Annotated in this window: 14 protein-coding genes; 7 read left to right on the top strand and 7 right to left on the bottom strand. The window is 71.5% G+C overall.

Features of this window, described 5'->3' with window-relative positions:
• Positions 1 to 39: 39 nt before the first annotated feature.
• Positions 40 to 2640, bottom strand: a complete 2601-nt coding sequence (locus ACWD4B_RS09295) for a sensor histidine kinase (RefSeq protein ID WP_451420189.1) — start codon at positions 2638 to 2640, stop codon at positions 40 to 42.
• A 276-nt stretch (positions 2641 to 2916) separates the two neighbouring features.
• Between ACWD4B_RS09295 and ACWD4B_RS09300 the strand changes: the two genes are divergently transcribed.
• Entirely contained in the window at positions 2917 to 3666 is a 750-nt protein-coding gene (locus tag ACWD4B_RS09300; RefSeq protein ID WP_451420190.1) for a protein phosphatase 2C domain-containing protein, read from the top strand.
• A gap of 76 nt (positions 3667 to 3742) precedes the next feature.
• On the opposite strand, the gene ACWD4B_RS09305 is transcribed toward ACWD4B_RS09300, so the two are convergent.
• Positions 3743 to 4213 carry a MarR family winged helix-turn-helix transcriptional regulator gene (locus ACWD4B_RS09305; protein ID WP_451420191.1) on the bottom strand — a complete coding sequence of 157 codons (471 nt, stop codon included), beginning with the start codon at positions 4211 to 4213 and terminating at the stop codon, positions 3743 to 3745.
• A 208-nt stretch (positions 4214 to 4421) separates the two neighbouring features.
• Here ACWD4B_RS09305 and ACWD4B_RS09310 point away from each other — a divergent pair, with 208 nt between their 5' ends.
• Positions 4422 to 5279, top strand: a complete 858-nt coding sequence (locus tag ACWD4B_RS09310; RefSeq protein WP_451420192.1) for a lysozyme — start codon at positions 4422 to 4424, stop codon at positions 5277 to 5279.
• A 57-nt stretch (positions 5280 to 5336) separates the two neighbouring features.
• On the opposite strand, the gene ACWD4B_RS09315 is transcribed toward ACWD4B_RS09310, so the two are convergent.
• Positions 5337 to 8039 (bottom strand): M4 family metallopeptidase, encoded by a 2703-nt coding sequence (locus ACWD4B_RS09315; protein WP_451420207.1) that lies wholly within the window; start codon positions 8037 to 8039, stop codon positions 5337 to 5339.
• Between the two features lie 315 nt (positions 8040 to 8354).
• Here ACWD4B_RS09315 and ACWD4B_RS09320 point away from each other — a divergent pair, with 315 nt between their 5' ends.
• Positions 8355 to 8555: a hypothetical protein gene (locus ACWD4B_RS09320; RefSeq protein ID WP_451420193.1), complete on the top strand. Its 201-nt coding sequence runs from the start codon at positions 8355 to 8357 to the stop codon at positions 8553 to 8555.
• Between the two features lie 153 nt (positions 8556 to 8708).
• On the opposite strand, the gene ACWD4B_RS09325 is transcribed toward ACWD4B_RS09320, so the two are convergent.
• From ACWD4B_RS09325 to ACWD4B_RS09340, 4 genes are all read right to left on the bottom strand, one after another.
• Positions 8709 to 9296 (bottom strand): Uma2 family endonuclease, encoded by a 588-nt coding sequence (locus tag ACWD4B_RS09325; protein WP_451420194.1) that lies wholly within the window; start codon positions 9294 to 9296, stop codon positions 8709 to 8711.
• Positions 9297 to 9390: 94 nt separating this feature from the next.
• The gene (locus ACWD4B_RS09330; RefSeq protein WP_451420195.1) at positions 9391 to 10230 is read right to left on the bottom strand and encodes an MBL fold metallo-hydrolase; all 840 of its coding nucleotides are present in this window, start codon (positions 10228 to 10230) and stop codon (positions 9391 to 9393) included.
• 17 nt (positions 10231 to 10247) lie between these two features.
• A complete protein-coding gene (lon, locus tag ACWD4B_RS09335) occupies positions 10248 to 12647 on the bottom strand; it encodes an endopeptidase La (RefSeq protein WP_451420196.1) in 2400 nt (799 codons plus the stop codon).
• 191 nt (positions 12648 to 12838) lie between these two features.
• Positions 12839 to 13531, bottom strand: coding sequence for a rhomboid-like protein (locus tag ACWD4B_RS09340; protein ID WP_451420197.1), 693 nt, complete (start codon positions 13529 to 13531; stop codon positions 12839 to 12841).
• Positions 13532 to 13634: 103 nt separating this feature from the next.
• Between ACWD4B_RS09340 and ACWD4B_RS09345 the strand changes: the two genes are divergently transcribed.
• The 4 genes from ACWD4B_RS09345 (at position 13635) to ACWD4B_RS09360 (ending at position 20309) form a co-directional block, all read left to right on the top strand.
• Positions 13635 to 14318, top strand: coding sequence for a spermidine synthase (locus ACWD4B_RS09345; RefSeq protein ID WP_451420198.1), 684 nt, complete (start codon positions 13635 to 13637; stop codon positions 14316 to 14318).
• Between the two features lie 91 nt (positions 14319 to 14409).
• A complete protein-coding gene (locus tag ACWD4B_RS09350; RefSeq protein WP_451420199.1) occupies positions 14410 to 15147 on the top strand; it encodes a response regulator transcription factor in 738 nt (245 codons plus the stop codon).
• Positions 15144 to 16232: a sensor histidine kinase gene (locus ACWD4B_RS09355; RefSeq protein ID WP_451420200.1), complete on the top strand. Its 1089-nt coding sequence runs from the start codon at positions 15144 to 15146 to the stop codon at positions 16230 to 16232. Before ACWD4B_RS09350 ends, ACWD4B_RS09355 begins: the two co-directional genes overlap by 4 nt.
• A 264-nt stretch (positions 16233 to 16496) precedes the next feature.
• A complete protein-coding gene (locus ACWD4B_RS09360) occupies positions 16497 to 20309 on the top strand; it encodes a multifunctional oxoglutarate decarboxylase/oxoglutarate dehydrogenase thiamine pyrophosphate-binding subunit/dihydrolipoyllysine-residue succinyltransferase subunit (protein WP_451420201.1) in 3813 nt (1270 codons plus the stop codon).
• Positions 20310 to 20459 lie beyond the last annotated feature (150 nt).

The following is a 20459-nucleotide window of genomic DNA, read 5'->3' on the forward strand; positions in this document are numbered from 1 at the left end:
CGACGGGGGTGACGGGCGTCGCCCCCTGGGAAAATGCAGTCAACCGCGTGCCTCCTCGACAGTGCCGCCGCCGTCGTCCGATGCCCCCGTGCGACGCCGACCAATATCACGTTCCGTCAACTCCGCCTCGACGTCGCGCCGTCCGTCCCGGGCGCCCTGCTGGAATCCGGCGAGCTTGCGGCGCAGCGCCTCGGCGTCCACGCCGTGCCGCACGCTGAGCGGCACGGGCTTCTGGGCCACGGCCTTCGGCGTGCGCTTGGGCAGGCCGTTCCCGGTGGCCTCGGGGGGCGGCGGTGCGGGCCGGGGGGCCGGTGGCTCCGGGGCGGGGGCGGGTTCCGCGGGGCGGCGGGGGGCGGGTGCCCCGGGGCGGGCGTGGCGGCCCGGCGGGGGGCGGTGGCCGTCCCGTACGGCGCGGATCTCCATCGTCTGCTCGGAGTCGTCGGGCGCCGTGGCGTGGACCGGGGAGCCGTGTGCGGTTTCAGCCGTACGGAGGGAGCGGCCAGGCAGCGTATGGGAGTTGGCCTCGGCGACGGCGCCCGGGAAGTTGACGCGGGGCGGTGCCGTCCCGGCGCCGGGCACGGGCGGTGCCGCGGCGGGGTCGGGCGCGGGGGCGTCGGCGGGCAGCAGGTGGGCGGGCAGCACCACGACGGCGGTGATGCCGCCGGGCCGCTGCTCGCGCAGCTTGACGCGCACCCCGTGCCGGGCGGCGAGCCGGGCGACGACGTACAGGCCGAGGCCCATGACGGGACGGGAGGTCTCGTCGCCCTGCCCCGGCCCCTGGCCCTGCTTGCGCACCCCCATGGGGATCCGGCCGGGGTCCGGGTCGGGCTGTGCGAGGAGGGAGTTGAGCTCTTCCAGGCGCTCGGGGGACATGCCGATGCCCTCGTCCTGCACGGAGAGCATGACCTCGCCGTTCTCCAGCAGCCAGCCGGAGACCTGTACTTGGACGTCGGGTGGGGAGAACGCGGTGGCGTTCTCCAGCAGTTCGGCCACCAGGTGGCTGACGTCGTCCGCGGCGAACCCGACGAGCTGGGACCGGGCGGGGAGGGAGTGGATCCGGACGCGCTCGTAGCGCTCGATCTCGCTGACGGCCGCCCGCAGGACGTCCAGCAGGGGGACGGACCCGGTGTGTCCGCCGCCGTGTTCGGCGCCGGCGAGGACCAGCAGGTTCTCGTTGTGGCGGCGCATGCGCGTGGCGAGGTGGTCAAGTTTGAACAGCACGGCGAGTCGGTCGGGATCGGCCTCGTGGGCCTCCAGGGACTCGATGACCGACAGCTGCCGCTCGACCAGGCCGAGGGTGCGCAGCGAGAGGTTGACGACGGTGGCGTGGATCCGCCCGGTGAGGCAGGACAGCCGGTCGTCGAGCTCCTGGTGCCGGGCGCGGAGCGTGTCGCGCTCCTCGGCCATGTCGCGCCGGGCGCCGTCGAGCCGGGTGCGCTCGCCTTCGAGGAAGTTCATACGCTCCCGCTGCCGGACGACCGTGCCGTGCAGCACGTTGACCGATCGGGCGATCTCGGCGAACTCGTCGTCCCGGCCCTTGACGGCGACCGGGTCGCGCGTCAGCGGCTCGGCGCACACGCGCCGGGCGCCGCGCCGCAGCGCGGACAGCGGCCGGGTGACCGAGCGGGCGGCGGCGATGCCGGTGCCGAGGGTGAGGAGGAAGCACAACGCGGCCAGTGCGCTGCGGACTTCGAGGGCTTCGAGGTCGTGGGTGCGCAGCCGGGCAAGGCGGGCCATGGCGTCCGTGGCGAGGCCGGACTCGACCCCGCGCATGGCCTCGATCCGGGTGGTCAGGGCCGCATGGATCTCCTCCGGCGCCCTGGCGCCCTCCGCATCGGCCGCCGCCGTGGCGGGCGGGGCGGTGACGAGGTGGTCGAGCAGGGCGGCGGCATCGGCGACGCCGGGGCCGCCGACGGCGCGGGCGTACGAGTCCCGGGTGCCGGCCCCGGCCAGCTGCCGGAAGTCGGCGAGGGCGGACCGCTCGCGCAGCGCGGACTGCTGGGCCGCGGCGCCGAGTTCGGAGTGCCCGTGGGAGGCGAGGGCGGCCAGCAGCAGCCCGCGCGTGGCCGAGGCCTCCTCGACGGCGCGGCCCAGCGGAGGCAGCGCGGCCGCGTCCCCCGCGGCGGCCCGGGCGGGCAGCCGGTGGACGAGCGCGCCGCTGACCCCGTGCAGGGCCTGGACGACGGCGGTGTAGGCGGTGAAGACCGTCAGGGCGTCACCGGGCCCGGCGAGGGCCTTGCGGCGCACTTCGGGGAGCCCGTCGAGGAGCTCCCGCACGGACGCCGGGGCGGAGTGCCCGAACTCCTCGATCTGCCGGTCCACGCGGGCCCGTTGGGCATCAGGCACGGCGGGCGCACTGCCGCGCCCCGCGGCTGCGTAGGCGGTCATGGCGTCGCGCTCGTCGGCGAGGGAGTGCGCGAGCGCGACGGCGGCACTGTCGGTCTTGGCGAACGCGGCCAGCCGTTGGGACTCTTCGCGGTCCCGCGGGGCGTCGGCGATGCCGAAGGCGCCGGAGCCGGCGACCGTGAGCGACACGACCGTCACGGAGGCGACAAGCCGGTTGCGGACGCGGGCGGTGCGCTCCGGCACCGCCGTGGTCTGCTGCTCGCGCTGGCCGCCCCGAAGCCGCTTCTTCCGCACCGGTGCTCACAATCTGCTCGCGTCCGTCCCGCCCGCCCCTGGTCCTGCGGTACTGATTTGACACTTTCAGCACCCGTCTGAGGCAGGCCTGCTTCACTCCCCCGCTCATTCGAAGGAGTGAAGTCCACCCGGAACTTCACTTTTGATCCCCTGGTTCCTGCTGACGGCGCGCGCCGCACTTCCCCCCGGCGCATGCCCACCCGGTAAACCGCCCGGCACGCCGGAAGGATGCGCGCCAACAGCCAGGGAAATTCCGGCATCCTGCACACTGGCCGCATGCGTATCGAACTCGCCACTCAGCCGGGTGTTCCGGGGCGCCGGAACGAGGATTTCGCGTCGGTGAGCGGAGGGGCGGACGGAGCGTTCGTTCTTCTCGACGGGGTGACACCGCCGGAGGACGGCGGTACGGGGTGCCGGCACGGTGTGCCGTGGTTCGTCGAGCGGTTGGGCGGAGCGCTGCTCCAACTGGCGGGCGCCGAACGGGAGCTGGCCCTCACTGCATGCCTGTCGGCCGCCATCGACCGTACGGCCGCGGCTCATCGGGACACGTGCGACCTGACGCACCGGCGGACGCCGCAGGCGACGGTGGTCGTCGTGCGGTGGGACGGGGAGCGGGTGGAGTATCTGGTGCTGTCCGACTCGGTGTTGCTGCTGGCGGACGGGCGCGCGGTGCGCGCCGTCCGGGACGACCGGATCGACCGGCTGGCCGCGCTCGGTCCCGTGACGGACGCCCAGCGCAACGCGGAGGGCGGCTTCTTCACGGCCGCCGCGGACCCGGCCGTGGCCGGCCGGGCGGTCACGGGGACGGTGCCGCGGGCCGCCGTGACGGCGATGGCGGCGATGACGGACGGGGCGAGCCGGTGGGTGGAGGTGTTCGGGGAGGGGGACTGGGCGGATTGCCTCGCCCTGTTGGCCAAGGAGGGGCCGCAGTCGCTGATCGACCGCGTGCGGGCGATTGAACGGGGTACGACGCGACGGCTCGGCAAGCGGCACGATGACGCTACGGCGCTGTACGTGGTGCCGTAGCGCCCCGTAAGGGGCGCGGGGAACTGCGCGAGCAACCACAACGGGCCCGCACCCGCCCCGCACCGCCCCCGCGCGGCTACCCCTCCGCGCTCACGTTCAGCTGATGCAAAAGCCTCGCCAGCTCCGCGATCTCGGTGCGGTCCCAGTCGGCCAGTTTGCTCATGTACTGCGCACGCCGCGCATCCCGCACCCGCTGGAAGCGGGCCGCGCCCTCCTCCGTGACGCGGATCAGGGACGCCCGGCCGTCGGCCGGATCCGGCTCCCGCTCGACGAACCCCAGCTCGCACAGCGCCCGCAGCTGACGGCTCATCGTGGCCTTCCCGACCCCGAAATAAGCAGCGAGGTCCGTGGCTCGCTGCTGCCCGGCCTCCACGAGGCGGATCAGCAGCCCGTAGGCCGCCGGCTCCAGGTCGGGGTGGACCTCCCGGGCCATCTCCCCGGACGAGGCGCGGGCCCGGCGTAGGAACACGGCCAGCTCGCGTTCCAGGGCGAGAAATTCCTCGTGGTCCACGCCTTCGCCGGGCTCCGGGGTACCGGTCTGCTGCACGTCAGGCCCTCTCCGCCTTTTCAGCTTTCAGCCGATGAAAAGTTCTTGTGTCCGCGGACCGTCGCCGCAGCTCTGTCAGTATTTCGCAGGATTAGACCAACGGCAGCACCCCGGGGCCCTGTCGCGGCGTGTATCTGCGCCCATAGCTTCGGTAATGGCATGGTCATACCAACCTAGACCGCCGACCCCAGGCACCGGAGGCACGCCAATGCCCGTGCACTGCTCCGGCCGGGAGCGCCGCAGACCCCCTGCGGTGCCCCGGCTGCTCGCCCCCCTGCTGTCCGTCCTGGCCGCCCTGGCCCTGCTGATCGCCCTGCCCGGTGCGGCCGACGCGTCGTACGCCCCCGCCAAGCACCCCACCCACCCCGCGCAGGACTGGATGGGCGTGACCGTCCCGGACCACGAACGCGGTCAGGACGAGGGCCAGGGCCCGCGGTCCGCCTCCGTCGAAGGCGTCGACGTCAGCAGCCACAACGGCAACGTTTCCTGGTCGAAGCTGAAGAAGAGCGGGGTGCGCTTCGCCTACGTCAAGGCGACCGAGGGCACCAGCTACACCAGCCCCTACTTCACCCAGCAGTACGACGGCTCGTACGACGCCGGCCTGATCCGCGGCGCGTACCACTTCGCCCTGCCCGACAACTCCAGCGGCACCTCGCAGGCGGACTACTTCGCCCGGCACGGCGGCGGCTGGTCGCGTGACCACAAGACGCTGCCGGGCGTCCTCGACCTGGAGTGGAACCCCTACGGGGACAGCTGCTACGGGATGGGCTCGGACGAGCTGATCGACTGGGTGGGGGACTTCTTCGACCGCTACTACCGCCGCACCGGGCGGGAGGCCGTGCTCTACACCGCCACCAAGTGGTGGAAGGAGTGCATGGGGAACTACAGCAGGTTCGGCTCGGTGAATCCGTTGTGGATACCGCAATACGGCTCGTCGGTCGGGGAGCTCCCCAAGGGCTGGTCCTTCCACACCATCTGGCAGTACACCGACTCGGGCCCCACGGTCGGTGACCACAACCGCTTCAACGGTTCGCTCAGCCGCCTCCAGGCGCTGGCCGACGGCTGAGAGAAGCGGAACGGGCCCCCGGCGCACCGGCGCCGGGGGCCCTTGGCGTGTCGTGGATCAGCCGCAGGTGCCCGCGGGGCGGGTCCGCGTCACCAGGTCGGTGAAGCCGGTGGTGCCGTCGAGCCACACCACCTGCCGGCCGCCGACCGCGGCGGCGGAGAACTGTTCACCGCGGTTGCAGGAGACCCGGCCGAGCGCCCGGCCGTCCGCGGAGAACTGCCACAGCTTGGCCGACGACTGGTTGCCGGTCGGCAGGCCCGGCGACTGCGAGGTGACGGTCACCGCGTCCTGCGAGACGGTCAGGTCGAAGGGGAAGAGCCCCGCGGCGGCGGTCTTGTCCTTGCCGAGGTCCAGGGCACCCGTGCCGTCGACCTCCGCGCGGCGCACGCCCATCTGCCCCGTGCCCTTGGACTCGTCGGCCAGCCAGAAGACGTTCTTGCCGTTGATACCGGTCTGGCCGATGCCCTCGGGCGCGCCGAGCTGCTGGGCCAGGGTCTTCTTGCCGGTCTTGAGGTCGAGCACCTCGGTACCGAACTTGGAGGTGCCGTTCTCGGCGTAGAGCTTGGCGTAGGCGATGCGGCCGTTGCCGATCGAGGGCAGGGCGGTGGCGGACTCGTACGTGGCCTCGTCCTCGACCCAGACCGGGTCCGTGTCGCTCAGCCGCAGATAGCCGACGTGCCGGGTGCCGATGCGCGAGGGCGCCTCGAAGACCACGACGTCGCCCTCGACGCGCACGCCGGAGAGCGCCACCTTGCCGGTCCGCAGCGTCTTGATCGGCCCGCCGGCCAGCGGCCGCGCCAGGATGTCGATGCTCTTCGGCCCGTACGCGAGCCAGACGACGGTCCTGCCGTCGGTCACCGGGTTGACGTGGTAGCGGCCGTCGTTGGGGCTGATGAGCTTCCGGGCGCCCTTGCCGTCGGCGCGTCCCGCCCAGACCGAGTACGCCTCGGTACCGGAGTCGTCGGACTGCGACGCGGTCCACCAGCCGCCGCCCGCGCCGACGGACGACTCGACGGTGTTGACCTTGTCGAGCAGGACGTCGGTGTCGACGCCGAGGGCCAGTTCCCAGTTGGGGACGATGCCGTGGGCGTTGAAGGAGCGGGTGACGGTGTTGACGTCGTCGGAGGAGAGGCCGAGGTCCTTGGCCGCCGCGATGACCGCGTTGCGGCCCTCGGTGTAGCCGTCCAGGGGCGTCATGTACTCCGACAGCGCCTTGTAGACGATGCGGTCGGCGACCTTGCCGCCGAGGTCCTTGCGGATGTCCCACAAGGAGCCGGAGAAGATGGTGGAGTTGAGGTGCACGCCGCCGTTGTCGGTGGCGAAGCCGACGCCGAGGAAGTTCTTCGAGGTCGTCGCGCCGTCGTTGAGGTCGCGGAAGGCGCACTCGCGGGGCGACTTGCTGCGGCACAGGTGCCCGCCGAGGAGCCCGGAGTCCGGGTCGTCCATGGACACTCCGGCGGCGTCCACGGAGATGGACTGCCCGAAGTAGTCGGCGATGGCCTCGTTGAGGGCGCCGGACTGGCCGGCGTAGACGAGGTTCGCGGTGTGCTCCACGACGCCGTGGGTCATTTCGTGGCCGACGACGTCCAGGTCGGCGGAGAGCGTCTTGTACTCGTCGTTGCCGCCGCCGTAGACCATCTTGGTGCCGTCCCAGAAGGCGTTGATGTACGCCGAGCCGAACTCGGTGACGCCGACGAGGGAGTTGATGGCCATGCCACGGCCGTCGAGGCTGTCGCGGCCGTGGACGTTCTTGTAGTAGTCGTAGACCTTGCCGGCCGCCCAGTGGGCGTCGACGGCACCGGCCTCGGTGGCGTCCGCGCCGAAGGCGGGGGTGGCCGACCCGAACTCCTTGATCCCGCCGGGCCAGCGGCCGGAGACCTCGCCGACGTCCTTGCCGCGGGCGTCCCAGGTGGCGATCTCGTTATGGCTGGTGCTGCTCATGCGGGCGGTGTCACGCATGAGGTATTCGTTGCGGCCGGGGTCCTTGGTGAGGTTCAGATCGACGGTGGTGCCGTCGTACTTGACGCCGGAGCCGGGGGCGGAGGCGGGGACGTCGGTCACTGCGTGGGCCTTTGCAGGCGCTGCGGTCCTGGCCGCCCCGAAGGTCTTGATCCCGCTGTACTGCAGCACGGGATAGCCGGCCTTGGCGTCGATGTAGACCTCGCGGAGGACCGGTTCACCGGTGCCGGGGTGGGTGCCGCGAACGGTGACGTGCTGGGTGAGCACACCGTCGCCCTTGGGCAGCACGACGAGCCCGCGGGCGGTGCCGCTGAGGGCCTCGGCGGACTTGGTCAGCCCCTGGCGCCCCGGCTGGGCGATGTCGGTCTTGTCGAGCGTGCGCCCGCCGAGCTGGGCCCGGACGGCGGCGACGGCACGCTCGACGGCGACGTCCTGGGGCACGGCCGCCTTGGTGCCGGCCGTCAGCCGGGTGAAGTACCGCCCGGAGGTGCCGGTGACGACGCGCTTGCCGTCCTTCTTCTCCATCCGGACGACGTACTCCCCGCCGAGGACGTCGATCCCGCGGTGCTTCTGCTGCAGCCGGACGGTCTCGGTGGCGCCGGAGCTCTGCGTCCGGAGCGGCGTGAGATCACGCTGCGGGTTGCCGATGTGGTAGCGGCTCTGCTTGTCGGCGAGGTGCTCGCGGGCGGCGTCGGCGGCGTCGCCGGTGGCCTTGGCGCGGTCACGGATGCCGTCGACGAGGGAAGGGGTGGAGGTGCCCTTCCCCGGGACGACTTCGGCGAGGTCGCGGGGGGCCGCCATGGCTGGTGCGGGCACCGCGGAAACGACGAGGGCGGCAGCGCCGAGTAGCGCTGCCGCCCCTGCTATGCCGTTCTTCCGGCCTCTGCCGGCCGGTCTGCCTGAACGTGCTCTGGGCTTGCGCAAGGAGTTCCCCCTCCGTCACGTACGGTCGGGCATATGCAACCGGCGGGACGGAGCCGGATCAATGGTGCGTGGGCTCAGAGGGTCAACTTCCGGCCGAAAGCGGCCGATCCGACGCGTGGGAACCCAATTGCCGGTTCCGGCAAGGCGATGCAGACTGAGCCGTCGTCTTCACGAGGAGTGTCGAGGAGTGTCATGGCCAAGGTCACCATCAGCCTGGACAGCGATCTGGCGATCGAGGTCATACTGCTGTCCGGCACCAGGAACCCGCAGGACGCGGTGGAGTTGATCGTGCGGGACTACCTGGCCAGGGGCCGCCGCACGGAGGCCCGTACCGGCAACGCGGCGGACCAGGACCGGCTCGCCGACCGGAGGAAGGCGGTGGACGAGGGCTGAGGCCGGCGCCGACGGTGGCTTGCCCGCGCAAATCTTCACGGTTGGGGTTGCTGGACGAAGATTTGCGCCGGCAGTTCGTCACGATGGCCAGGGGCGGGGGCCACACCAAGTGCGGCTGTTCTGCCCGGAGGCGCCCCAGCCGCACTTGCCGCCTCACTCCCGGCGGAACTTGTCCGTGTCCAGGGTCATGCCGAGGACGGTTCCGGTCAGGTCGATCGGATCACCGAACTTGAGGGCCACCGCGCTTCGGTACTCACTGCCCTTCGGCGACGTGTACACATGACAGAGGCCGGTGTACGGATCTGCGATCACGTATACGGGAATCCCGCCCGAGGCGTAGGCGGCCTTCTTCTTCCCGTAATCGCTGTCGGCGGTCTCCCGTGAAATCACCTCGAAGATGAACTCGACATCCTGGTAGTGCCAGTTGTCCTTCACATCCGGCTCTGCGCCCTCCGCTACCTTGTAGAGGTCCGGGACAAACCCATTGCGATAGCCGGGGAGGTCGAGGCGGACATCGCACTCGATCATGCTGTCCGGCCCGAAGTGATCCTCGAGCTGACGCAGTACGGCCCTGATGCTGGCCCAGTGCTTGCGCCTCTGCGGCGACATGTGGATGGCCCCCCCGACGATCTCGCCCTTGTATCCGTCGGGGATGATCTCGTAGAGAAGCTGGAACATGTCGTCCAGACTCTGCTCGTCGTTGTCGGCCATCTCGGTCCTGCCGGTCAGTGTGGTGGTCACCGTGGCGCTCCTCCCCGCTGCCGCTGGTACCAGCAGCCGCGCAGTACAACGATACGCACGGTGGGTCGGACACGCCGCAGCCCCGGAGAGCGCGTCACTCGTCCACCGGCTCCCACCCCGGCGCCCCGCCATCCGCCGACACCCGCCCGAACACCACGTCCGCGAAGTGGACGCCGAAGCCGACCGTCCCCGGTTCCGCGAGCTGTTCCACCAGGCGGCGTCGGAAGGCGATGGCGCCCTCCGCGTCGTGGTCGACCGACACCCGCCACTCCGGGTGGGCCATCTGCAGCGGCGTGTGGAACGCGTCGCCGAAGGCGATCAGCTTCCGGCCGCCGCCCCCGTCCACGACGTACGCCGCGTGGCCCGGCGTGTGGCCGGGCGTGAGCAGCACCCGCACCCCCGGGAAGATCTCCTCCCCGTCCGCCACCGTGCGGACCCTCGGCTCCATCGCCTTGAGGACCTCCGCCGGCGGGGCGTTGTGCACCACGTCGCGGTGCTGCCACTCCGCCTCCGAGAACAGGAACTCCGCACCGCTCAGGGCCTCGTGGCCGACCCAGCCCACGTGGTCGCCGTGGAGGTGGGTGAAGGCCACCGCCTCGATCCGTTCGGCCCGGCGGCCGAGGCGGGTGAGGTTGTCGAGCAGGGCGCCGCCCGACATGACGCCGACGGGGCTGCCGGGCCGGGCCGGGACGGTTGTCGGGCCGAGGCCCGAGTCGATCAGGAGGGCGCGGTCGCCGCGTTCGACCAGGAGGCCGCCGAGGCTCGCCACGAGGTAGCCGGACTCGTCCAGGTACGAGGGTGCAATGGTGTCCGTCGTGTCCGGGAACCAGTGGCGCGGCGACAGCTGCGCCACGCCGTCCGGTACGTACGTGACTTTCACGTCGCCCAACTGCAGGGAGCGGATACCCGCCGGGCGCCTCAGTCGTTCACTCATGTCCCACCCCTTCGTCGTCATGCCGCCGCCGGCATCACGGCCGTCGCCGGTGTCAGCGCCAGTTCCAGGACCTGTCGGACATCCGATACCGGATGCACGTCCAGCTTGGCCAGCACCTCTGCCGGAACGTCGTCCAAGTCCGGCTCATTCCGCCTCGGGATGATGACCGTCGTCACTCCGGCCCGGTGCGCCGCCAGCAGCTTCTGCTTCACGCCGCCGATCGGCAGGACGCGGCCCGTCAACGAGACCTCGCCCGTCATCGCCACGTCCGGCCGCACTTGACGGCCCGACAGCAGCGACGCCAGCGCCGTCGTCATCGTGACGCCCGCACTCGGGCCGTCCTTCGGTACCGCGCCCGCGGGGACGTGCAGGTGGACGCCGCGCTCCTTGAAGTCGCCCACCGGAAGCTCCAGTTCCGCTCCGTGGGAGCGGAGGAAGGACAATGCGATCTGGGCGGACTCCTTCATCACGTCGCCGAGCTGGCCCGTCAGGGTCAGACCGGCTCCGCCCGTCTCCGGGTCGGCCAGCGACGCCTCCACGTACAGGACGTCGCCGCCCGCGCCCGTCACCGCCAGGCCCGTCGCCACGCCGGGTACGGACGTACGCCGCTCCGCCGGGTCCTGCGCGGACTCGGGGGTGTGGTGCGGGCGGCCGATCAGCGGGCGGAGCTGCTCGGGGCCGATCGTGAACGGCAGGTCCTGCTCGCCCAGTTCGTGCCGGGCCGCCACCTTGCGGAGCAGGCGCGCCACGGCGCGCTCCAGGTTGCGCACGCCCGCCTCGCGGGTGTACTCGCCGGCCAGCCTGCGCAGCGCCCCGTCCTCCAGGACGACCTCGCCCGGCTCCAGGCCCGCGCGCTCCAGCTGCCTCGGCAGCAGGTGGTCGCGGGCGATGACGACCTTCTCGTCCTCGGTGTAGCCGTCGAGGCGGACGAGCTCCATGCGGTCCAGCAGGGCCTCGGGGATGGCCTCCAGGACGTTGGCCGTGGCCAGGAACACCACGTCGGAGAGGTCGAGTTCGACCTCCAGGTAGTGGTCCCGGAAGGTGTGGTTCTGGGCCGGGTCCAGGACCTCCAGCAGGGCCGCGGCCGGGTCGCCGCGGAAGTCCGAGCCGACCTTGTCGATCTCGTCGAGCAGGACGACCGGGTTCATGGAGCCGGCCTCCTTGAGCGCGCGGACGATCCGGCCGGGAAGTGCCCCCACGTACGTGCGCCGGTGGCCGCGGATCTCGGCCTCGTCGCGGACGCCGCCGAGGGCGACCCGCACGAACTCGCGGCCCATTGCCCGGGCCACGCTCTCCCCGAGGCTGGTCTTGCCGACGCCGGGCGGGCCGACGAGCGCGAGCACCGCGCCCCCGCGGCGCCCCCCGACCACGCCCAGCCCCCGGTCGGCGCGCCGCTTGCGCACCGCCAGGTACTCGGTGATCCGTTCCTTGACGTCCTCCAGGCCCGCGTGGTCGGCGTCGAGGACGGACTTGGCACCCGGGATGTCGTAGGCGTCCTCGGTGCGCTTGTTCCACGGGAGTTCAAGGAGCGTGTCCAGCCAGGTGCGGATCCAGCCGCCCTCGGGGCTCTGGTCGGAGGCGCGCTCCAGCTTGTCGACCTCCTTGAGCGCGGCCTCGCGGACCTTCTCCGGGAGGTCGGCGGCCTCGACGCGGGTGCGGTAGTCCTCGGACTCGTTCTCCGGGTCGCCGTTGAGCTCGGCCAGTTCCTTGCGGACGGCCTCCAGCTGGCGGCGCAGCAGGAACTCGCGCTGCTGCTTGTCCACGCCCTCCTGGACGTCCTTGGCGATCGACTCGGCCACGTCCTGCTCGGCGATGTGGTCGCTCAGCCATTTCACGGCGAGCCGCAGGCGGGCGACCGGGTCGGCCGTTTCGAGGAGTTCGACGCGCTGGGCGACGGTGTGGAACGGCGAGTAGCCGGAATTGTCGGCGAGCTGGCCGGGTTCTTCGATCTGCTGCACCCGGTCCACGACCTGCCAGGCGCCGCGCTTGCGGAGCCAGGTGGTGGCCAGGGCCTTGTACTCCTTCATCAGCTCGGTGACGGCGCCGGGAAGGGGGTCGGGAGCCGCCTCGTCGATGCGGGCGCCCTCGACCCAGAGCGCGGCGCCCGGGCCGGTGGTGCCGGCGCCGATGCGGACGCGGCCGACGCCGCGGATGAGGGCGCCGGGGTCGCCGTCGGAGAGGCGGCCGACCTGCTCGACGGTGCCGAGGGTGCCGACGGCGGCGTAGGTGCCGTCGATGCGCGGGACGAGGAGGACGCGGGGCTTGGCGGCGGCGCCCGCGGCTGCGGCCTGGGCCGCCTCCACCGCGGCGCGGACCTCCGCGTCGGAGAGGTCCAGGGGCACGACCATGCCGGGGAGGACGACTTCGTCGTCCAGGGGGAGGACCGGGAGGGTGAGTGGGGTGGACGTCGAAGCCATGATCTTCCCTTCGGCAGGCAAGTTGAGCTATGCCGACTCAACTGCGTTGGGCTTCGGGGTGTTCCTTCGGGGTGTTCGCTCTGAGCGATCGGCGCTCGGCACCGGGGCTTCGCCCCGGACCCCTGGGGTGGTGCGTCGACTGCGGGCCGGTGGGGGCTGGTCGCGCAGTTCCCCGCGCCCCTTACGGGGCACTAAAGCAGGACGTCCTCGTCCGCCCCCGCCTCGCGGGGTTCCGGGATCGGGGCCGGCGCCGGCGGGGGCTCGTCGCGGATCAGTGACCGGCATGCCATACCCGTCAGCAGGGCGATCGGGTGGCCCCAGCTCGACAGGGGGTCGATCAGTTCGATCAGGTCCTGCGCGCACATCAGGCCCGCCACGCCCAGCAGGGCCACCTCGCCGCGCCGCGGCAGCAGGCCCGACAGGGCGCCCACGCACGCCATCAGGCCGAAGCTGATGCCGTAGTCGAGGCGGTGCATCGACGCCTCCGGCAGGGAGCCCGCCGCCACCGCGCCCGCCACCGGGAGTTCCGTGGCCAGCGTGGCCAGGACGTGGCCGAGGAGGAAGACGCCGGCCGTGCGGGCCCCGCCCACCCGGCGTTCGAGGGCCGCCAGGACCAGGGCGAAGGCCAGGCCGTACGCCGAGAAGAGGCCGCCCGCGACCCACAGCGCGCTCGCGATCAGCACGACGAGCGGGCGCTCCGCGAGGTGCGCGCCGTCCGTGCTGGACTCGCGCAGGAGGAGGCTCACCGTCTCCTGGTCGCCGAAGTCGGCGTAGAGCGCCGTACCGAGCAGGATCAGTGCGTAACAGAAAGTGAAGGGCGTACTCGTCGGCTTCGGCAGCATCCGCCACAGTCCGCGCAGCCCGCGCCGTGTGTGCTCGATCACGTGGGCCGCCCCTTCCGGCCTGTCCCGCCCTCGCACCGGAAACATTAAGGTGCACGGGAGTTCTGTGCAGCAAGCTCTGGCCGCAGCCCCTTACGGAGGCCGTATGCCCGTCTCGCCCGCCCCGCCCGTCACCCTCGACCGCCGCGACGGCCCGCACGGTGAAGTCGTGCTGCGGCAGCGGGGCACACACTACGAGATCATCGCCAACGGGTGCTTCCTCATGGACACTTCCGACGGCCGCTCGGAACGGCTGCTGGTCGACGCCGCGCTCGCGGCCCTGCCGCCGGGGCGCCCGGACCCGGCGGTGCTGATCGGCGGCCTGGGCGTCGGCTTCTCGCTGGCGCGGGCGGCCGGCGAGCCGCGCTGGGGGCGGATCACGGTCGTGGAGCGGGAGCAGGCCGTCGTCGACTGGCACCGCACCGGACCGCTCTCGGCGGTCTCCGGCCCGGCGCTCGCCGATCCGCGCACGGAGATCGTGCACGCGGACCTCGTCACGTACGTCCGCTCCGCATCGGCCACGCGTCACGACGCGCTCTGTCTCGACATCGACAACGGGCCCGGCTGGACCGTCACCGAGGACAACGCCGGCCTCTACTCCCCCGCCGGTCTGGCCGCCTGCCGGGAGCTGCTGACGCCCGGCGGAGTGCTCGCCGTGTGGTCGGCGCAGCCCTCCCCGGAGTTCGAGGAAGCGCTCCGGAATGCCGGGTTCGCCGGGGTAAAAACCGAAGAGATCAGCGTTGCCCGGGGCGTCCCCGACGTGGTCCATCTCGGTCTCCGCGCCGCGTAGCCGACCCCGCCCGGGTGCCCGTACGCTGCTTGCCACAACAGCACGAGTGGCCAGCGAAATCGCCACCGGAAGACGCTTAGGGGCGGGGCGCATGGAGCAGACACACATCGGCCCGAGCGGGACCGCGGCAGCCGCCGGGGCGCAGCGTCGGGTACTGATCGTCGAGGACGACCGGACGATCGTCGACGCCATCGCCGCACGGCTGCGGGCCGAGGGATTTCAGGTACGGACCGCGGGCGACGGGCCCGCGGCCGTGGACACGGCCGAGGCGTGGCAGCCGGACCTGCTGGTCCTGGACGTCATGCTGCCCGGCTTCGACGGGCTGGAGGTCTGCCGACGGGTGCAGGCACAGCGCCCGGTGCCCGTCCTGATGCTCACCGCACGGGACGACGAGACCGACATGCTGGTCGGGCTGGGCGTGGGGGCGGACGACTACATGACCAAACCGTTCTCGATGCGCGAGCTGGCGGCACGGGTGCACGTGCTGCTGCGCCGCGTGGAGCGGGCGACGCTGGCCGCGCACACGCCGCGCAGCGGCATCCTGCGGCTCGGCGAGCTGGAGATCGACCACGCGCAGCGCAGGGTGCGGGTGCGGGGCACGGACGTGCACCTGACGCCGACCGAGTTCGATCTGCTGGTCTGTCTGGCCAACACCCCGCGCGCGGTGCTCTCCCGGGAGCAGTTGCTGGCGGAGGTGTGGGACTGGGCGGACGCCTCCGGCACGCGGACGGTGGACAGCCACATCAAGGCGCTGCGCCGCAAGATCGGGGCCGAGAGGATCCGCACGGTGCACGGCGTGGGGTACGCACTGGAGACCCCGGCGGCATGACCGGGCGGTGGCCGGTGCGGGGCCTGTGGAGCCGTGCGTGGGAGGCGCTGCGGCCGCTGGACCCCTACCGGTCGGTCAAGGCCGCGCTGGGGGCGCTGGTCACCGTCTCGGTGGTGATCACCACCTTGCTGGTGTTCGTCGCGATCCACTCGGCGACGGAGCTCAGGGTGATCACCATCTTCTCGATCATCGCCTCGCTGCTGATCACCCAGTTCGTGGCGCACGGCCTGACGGCGCCGCTGGACGAGATGACCGCGGTGACCCGGTCCATGGCGCAGGGGGACTACTCCCGGCGGGTGCGGACCGGGCGGCGGGACGAGTTCGGGGATCTGGCCCGGGCGTTCAACCGGATGGCCGCGGACCTGGAGGCGGTGGACACCCACCGCAAGGAGCTGGTGGCCAACGTCTCGCACGAGCTGCGCACCCCGATCGCGGGGCTGCGGGCCGTGCTGGAGAACGTGGTGGACGGGGTCTCGGCCCCCGATCCGGAGACCATGCGCATCGCCCTGCGGCAGACCGAGCGGCTGGGCCGGCTGGTCGAGCAGCTGCTGGACCTCTCGCGGCTGGACAACGGGGTGGTGCCGCTGCACTCGCGCCGCTTCGAGGTGTGGCCGTACCTGGCCGGGGTGCTCAAGGAGGCGTCGATGGCCTGCGGCAGCGGCGCCTCGCCACGCGCCCGCAAGGACGTCCACCTGCACCTGGACGTCTCACCTCCCGAACTGACGGCACACGCGGACGCCGAGCGGCTGCACCAGGTGGTGGCGAATCTGGTGGACAACGCCGTCAAGCACAGTCCCCCGCACGGGCGCGTCACCGTGCGTGCCCGGCGGGGCGACAGTGCGCAGTCGCTGGCCCTGGAGGTGCTGGACGAGGGCCCGGGGATCCCGGAGGACGAGCGGCACCGCGTCTTCGAGCGCTTCAACCGGGGCGACGCCGCCTGCCAGCAGGGCCCGGGCACGGACGGCGGTACGGGCCTGGGGCTGGCGATCGCCCGCTGGGCGGTGGACCTGCACGGCGGGAGCATAGGGGTGGCCGAATCCCCGCGTGGCTGTCGTATCAAGGTCACTCTTCCGGGCGTTCCCTGAGAGCGGATCTGACGTAGGGTCGGTGGTGGAGGCACACATTCGGTGGATGTGGGGCGGGGTTCCGGGGTACCGGAAACCCGCGGCACCGGCACTCGGCCGCTAAAACTCGGTGTGTTTCCCGCCAAGCCATGCCCTCAAACCACGTTCAGAGTGTGACTTAGGCGACTGCTGGCCCGGGTGGCCTGCATCAAAGGTGCCGAGAGGCGTAGCCTTTATTCCCGCTGTCCACCAGTCTTAGGTAAGCGGAAGAGGGCGGTTGCCGCCGTGTCGCCACAGTCCCCCAGTAACTCGAGCATCTCGGCCGATCAAGCAGGGCAGGGCAAGAGTCCTGCCGATGTGTTCGGTCCCAATGAGTGGCTCGTCGACGAGATCTACCAGCAGTACCTCCAGGACCCGAACTCGGTCGACCGAGCCTGGTGGGACTTCTTCGCCGACTACAAGCCGGGCAAGCCGGTGACCGAGGGCGCAGCCCCGGCGCCGGCCGCCGCCCCGGCCGGTACGGCGCAGGCCCCTGCCGCCGCTCAGCCGACTGCGGCCGCCGCTCCGGCCCCGCAGGCCGCTGCTCCGGCACCGGCCGCCCCGGCGGCGCCCGCCGCTCAGGCCCCGGCCGCTCCGGCCGCCCCCGCGCAGCCCGCCGCCGCCCCGGCCCCGGTCGCCAAGACCCCGGCCGCCCGGCCGAAGGCCCCGGCCAAGCCTGTCGAGCCGAGCGCCGGTCCGGAGTTCGTGACGCTGCGCGGCCCGTCCGCCGCGGTCGCCAAGAACATGAACGCCTCCCTGGAGCTGCCGACGGCCACGTCCGTCCGCGCCGTCCCGGTGAAGCTGCTGTTCGACCAGCGCATCGTCATCAACAACCACCTCAAGCGCGCCCGCGGCGGCAAGGTCTCCTTCACGCACCTCATCGGCTACGCCATGGTGCAGGCGCTGAAGCTGATGCCGTCGATGAACCACTCCTTCACGGAGAAGGACGGCAAGCCGACCCTCGTCAAGCCCGAGCACGTCAACCTCGGCCTGGCGATCGACCTGGTCAAGCCGAACGGCGACCGGCAGCTCGTGGTCGCGGCCATCAAGAAGGCCGAGACCCTGAACTTCTTCGAGTTCTGGCAGGCCTACGAGGACATCGTCCGCCGCGCCCGCGTCGGCAAGCTGACGATGGACGACTTCACCGGGGTCACCGCCTCGCTGACCAACCCCGGCGGCATCGGCACCGTGCACTCCGTGCCGCGCCTGATGCCCGGCCAGGGCCTCATCATCGGCGTGGGTGCCATGGACTACCCCGCCGAGTTCCAGGGCACCTCGCAGGACGCCCTGAACAAGATGGGCATCTCGAAGGTCATGACCCTGACCTCGACGTACGACCACCGGGTCATCCAGGGTGCCGCCTCCGGCGAGTTCCTGCGGATCATGCACCAGCTGCTGCTCGGCGAGAACGGCTTCTACGACGACATCTTCGAGGCGCTGCGCATCCCCTACGAGCCGGTCCGCTGGCTCAAGGACATCGACGCCTCGCACGACGACGACGTCACCAAGGCCGCCCGGGTCTTCGAGCTGATCCACTCCTACCGGGTCCGCGGCCACGTCATGGCCGACACCGACCCGCTGGAGTACCGCCAGCGCAAGCACCCCGACCTGGACATCACCGAGCACGGCCTCACCCTGTGGGACCTGGAGCGCGACTTCGCGGTCGGCGGCTTCGCCGGCAAGTCGCTGATGAAGCTGCGCGACATCCTCGGCGTGCTGCGCGACTCGTACTGCCGCACCACCGGCATCGAGTTCATGCACATCCAGGACCCGAAGCAGCGCAAGTGGATCCAGGACCGCGTCGAGCGCCCGCACGCCAAGCCGGAGCGCGAGGAGCAGCTGCGCATCCTGCGCCGCCTGAACGCGGCCGAGGCGTTCGAGACGTTCCTGCAGACCAAGTACGTCGGCCAGAAGCGCTTCTCGCTGGAGGGCGGCGAGTCCGTCATCCCGCTGCTGGACGCGGTGCTGGACGCGGCCGCCGAGTCCCGCCTGGACGAGGCCGTCATCGGCATGGCCCACCGTGGCCGTCTGAACGTGCTGGCCAACATCGTCGGCAAGTCCTACGCGCAGATCTTCCGCGAGTTCGAGGGCAACCTCGACCCGAAGTCGATGCACGGCTCCGGCGACGTGAAGTACCACCTGGGCGCGAACGGCACCTTCACCGGCCTGGACGGCGAGCAGATCAAGGTCTCGCTGGCCGCCAACCCGTCCCACCTGGAGACGGTCGACCCGGTCGTCGAGGGCATCGCCCGCGCCAAGCAGGACATCATCGGCAAGGCCGGCACGGACTTCACCGTCCTGCCGATCCAGCTGCACGGCGACGCGGCCTTCGCGGGCCAGGGCGTCGTGGCCGAGACCCTCAACATGTCGCAGCTGCGCGGCTACCGCACCGGCGGCACCGTGCACATCGTCATCAACAACCAGGTCGGCTTCACCGCGCCGCCGGAGTCCTCGCGCTCGTCGATGTACTGCACCGACGTCGCGCGGATGATCGAAGCGCCGATCTTCCACGTGAACGGTGACGACCCCGAGGCCGTCGTCCGCGTTGCCCGTCTGGCCTTCGAGTTCCGCCAGGCGTTCAACAAGGACGTCGTCATCGACCTGATCTGCTACCGGCGCCGGGGCCACAACGAGTCGGACAACCCCTCGTTCACCCAGCCGCTGATGTACGACCTGATCGACAAGAAGCGCTCGGTGCGCAAGCTCTACACCGAGTCGCTGATCGGCCGTGGCGACATCACCCTGGAAGAGGCCGAGCAGGCCCTGCAGGACTACCAGGGCCAGCTGGAGAAGGTCTTCGTCGAGGTCCGGGACGCCGACACGGCCCCCGCGGCCTACGAGCCCCCGGCCGAGCTGCCGGAGTTCCCGGCCACGGTGAACACCGCGATCTCCCAGGAGGTCCTCAAGCGGATCGCCGAGTCGCAGGTCACCACGCCGGAGAACGTCACGGTGCACCCGCGCCTGGTGCCGCAGCTGCAGCGCCGCGCCGCCAGCATCGAGGACGGCACCATCGACTGGGGCATGGGCGAGACCATCGCCTTCGGCTCGCTGCTGATGGAGGGCACCCCGGTCCGGCTCGCCGGCCAGGACTCCCGCCGCGGCACCTTCGGCCAGCGCCACGCGGTGCTCGTCGACCGCGAGACCGGCGAGGACTACACCCCGCTGCTCTACCTCTCGGACGACCAGGCGCGCTTCAACGTCTACGACTCGCTGCTCAGCGAGTACGCGGCGATGGGCTTCGAGTACGGCTACTCGCTGGCCCGCCCGGACGCGCTGGTGCTGTGGGAGGCGCAGTTCGGTGACTTCGTCAACGGTGCCCAGAGCATCACGGACGAGTTCATCTCCTCCTCCGAGCAGAAGTGGGGCCAGACCTCCGGCGTCACCCTGCTGCTGCCGCACGGCTACGAGGGCCAGGGCCCGGACCACTCCTCGGCCCGCATCGAGCGGTTCATGCAGCTCTGCGCGCAGAACAACATGACGGTCGCCATGCCGACGCTGCCGTCGAACTACTTCCACCTGCTGCGCTGGCAGGTCCACAACCCGCACCACAAGCCGCTCATCGTCTTCACCCCGAAGTCGATGCTGCGTCTGAAGGCCGCGGCGTCGAAGGCGGAGGAGTTCACGAGCGGCCAGTTCCGTCCGGTCATCGGTGACGACACCGTCAACCCGGCCGACGTGCGCAAGGTCGTCTTCTGCTCCGGCAAGGTCTACTACGACCTCGCCGCCGAGCGGGAGAAGCGCGGCGCGACGGACACCGCCCTCATCCGCCTGGAGCGGCTGTACCCGCTGCCGGGTGCGGAGGTCCAGGCGGAGATCGCCAAGTTCCCGAACGCCGCCAAGTACCTGTGGGCGCAGGAGGAGCCGGCGAACCAGGGTGCGTGGCCGTTCATCGCGCTGAACCTGATCGACCACCTCGACCTGGCGGTCGGCGCCGACGTTCCGGCGTCGGAGCGGCTGCGGCGGATTTCGCGTCCGCACTCGTCGTCGCCGGCGGTTGGCTCTGCCAAGCGGCACCAGGCCGAACAGGCTCAGCTTGTCGCTGAGGTCTTCGACGCGTAAGCCCGTCGAACCGGGCCCGCATCGCTTCGGCGGTGCGGGCCCGTTGTCGTCTGCGGGTTGTGTGTGGTTGCTCGCGCACTCAACGCTGCCAAATGCTGCTGATAGACGGCTCGTCCCTCGGCGGTCAGGGAGAGCCACGTCCGCGGCCGC

It is taken from the genome of Streptomyces sp. NPDC002536 (assembly GCF_053594995.1).

Coding starts and splice junctions, on each gene's coding strand:
- ACWD4B_RS09300 (WP_451420190.1), top strand. CDS start 2,917: ATGCGTATCGAACTCGCCACTCAGCCGGGTGTTCCGGGGCGCCGGAAC.
- ACWD4B_RS09310 (WP_451420192.1), top strand. CDS start 4,422: ATGCCCGTGCACTGCTCCGGCCGGGAGCGCCGCAGACCCCCTGCGGTG.
- ACWD4B_RS09315 (WP_451420207.1), bottom strand. CDS start 8,039: ATGGCGGCCCCCCGCGACCTCGCCGAAGTCGTCCCGGGGAAGGGCACC.
- ACWD4B_RS09320 (WP_451420193.1), top strand. CDS start 8,355: ATGGCCAAGGTCACCATCAGCCTGGACAGCGATCTGGCGATCGAGGTC.
- ACWD4B_RS09330 (WP_451420195.1), bottom strand. CDS start 10,230: ATGAGTGAACGACTGAGGCGCCCGGCGGGTATCCGCTCCCTGCAGTTG.
- lon (WP_451420196.1), bottom strand. CDS start 12,647: ATGGCTTCGACGTCCACCCCACTCACCCTCCCGGTCCTCCCCCTGGAC.
- ACWD4B_RS09345 (WP_451420198.1), top strand. CDS start 13,635: ATGCCCGTCTCGCCCGCCCCGCCCGTCACCCTCGACCGCCGCGACGGC.
- ACWD4B_RS09350 (WP_451420199.1), top strand. CDS start 14,410: ATGGAGCAGACACACATCGGCCCGAGCGGGACCGCGGCAGCCGCCGGG.
- ACWD4B_RS09355 (WP_451420200.1), top strand. CDS start 15,144: ATGACCGGGCGGTGGCCGGTGCGGGGCCTGTGGAGCCGTGCGTGGGAG.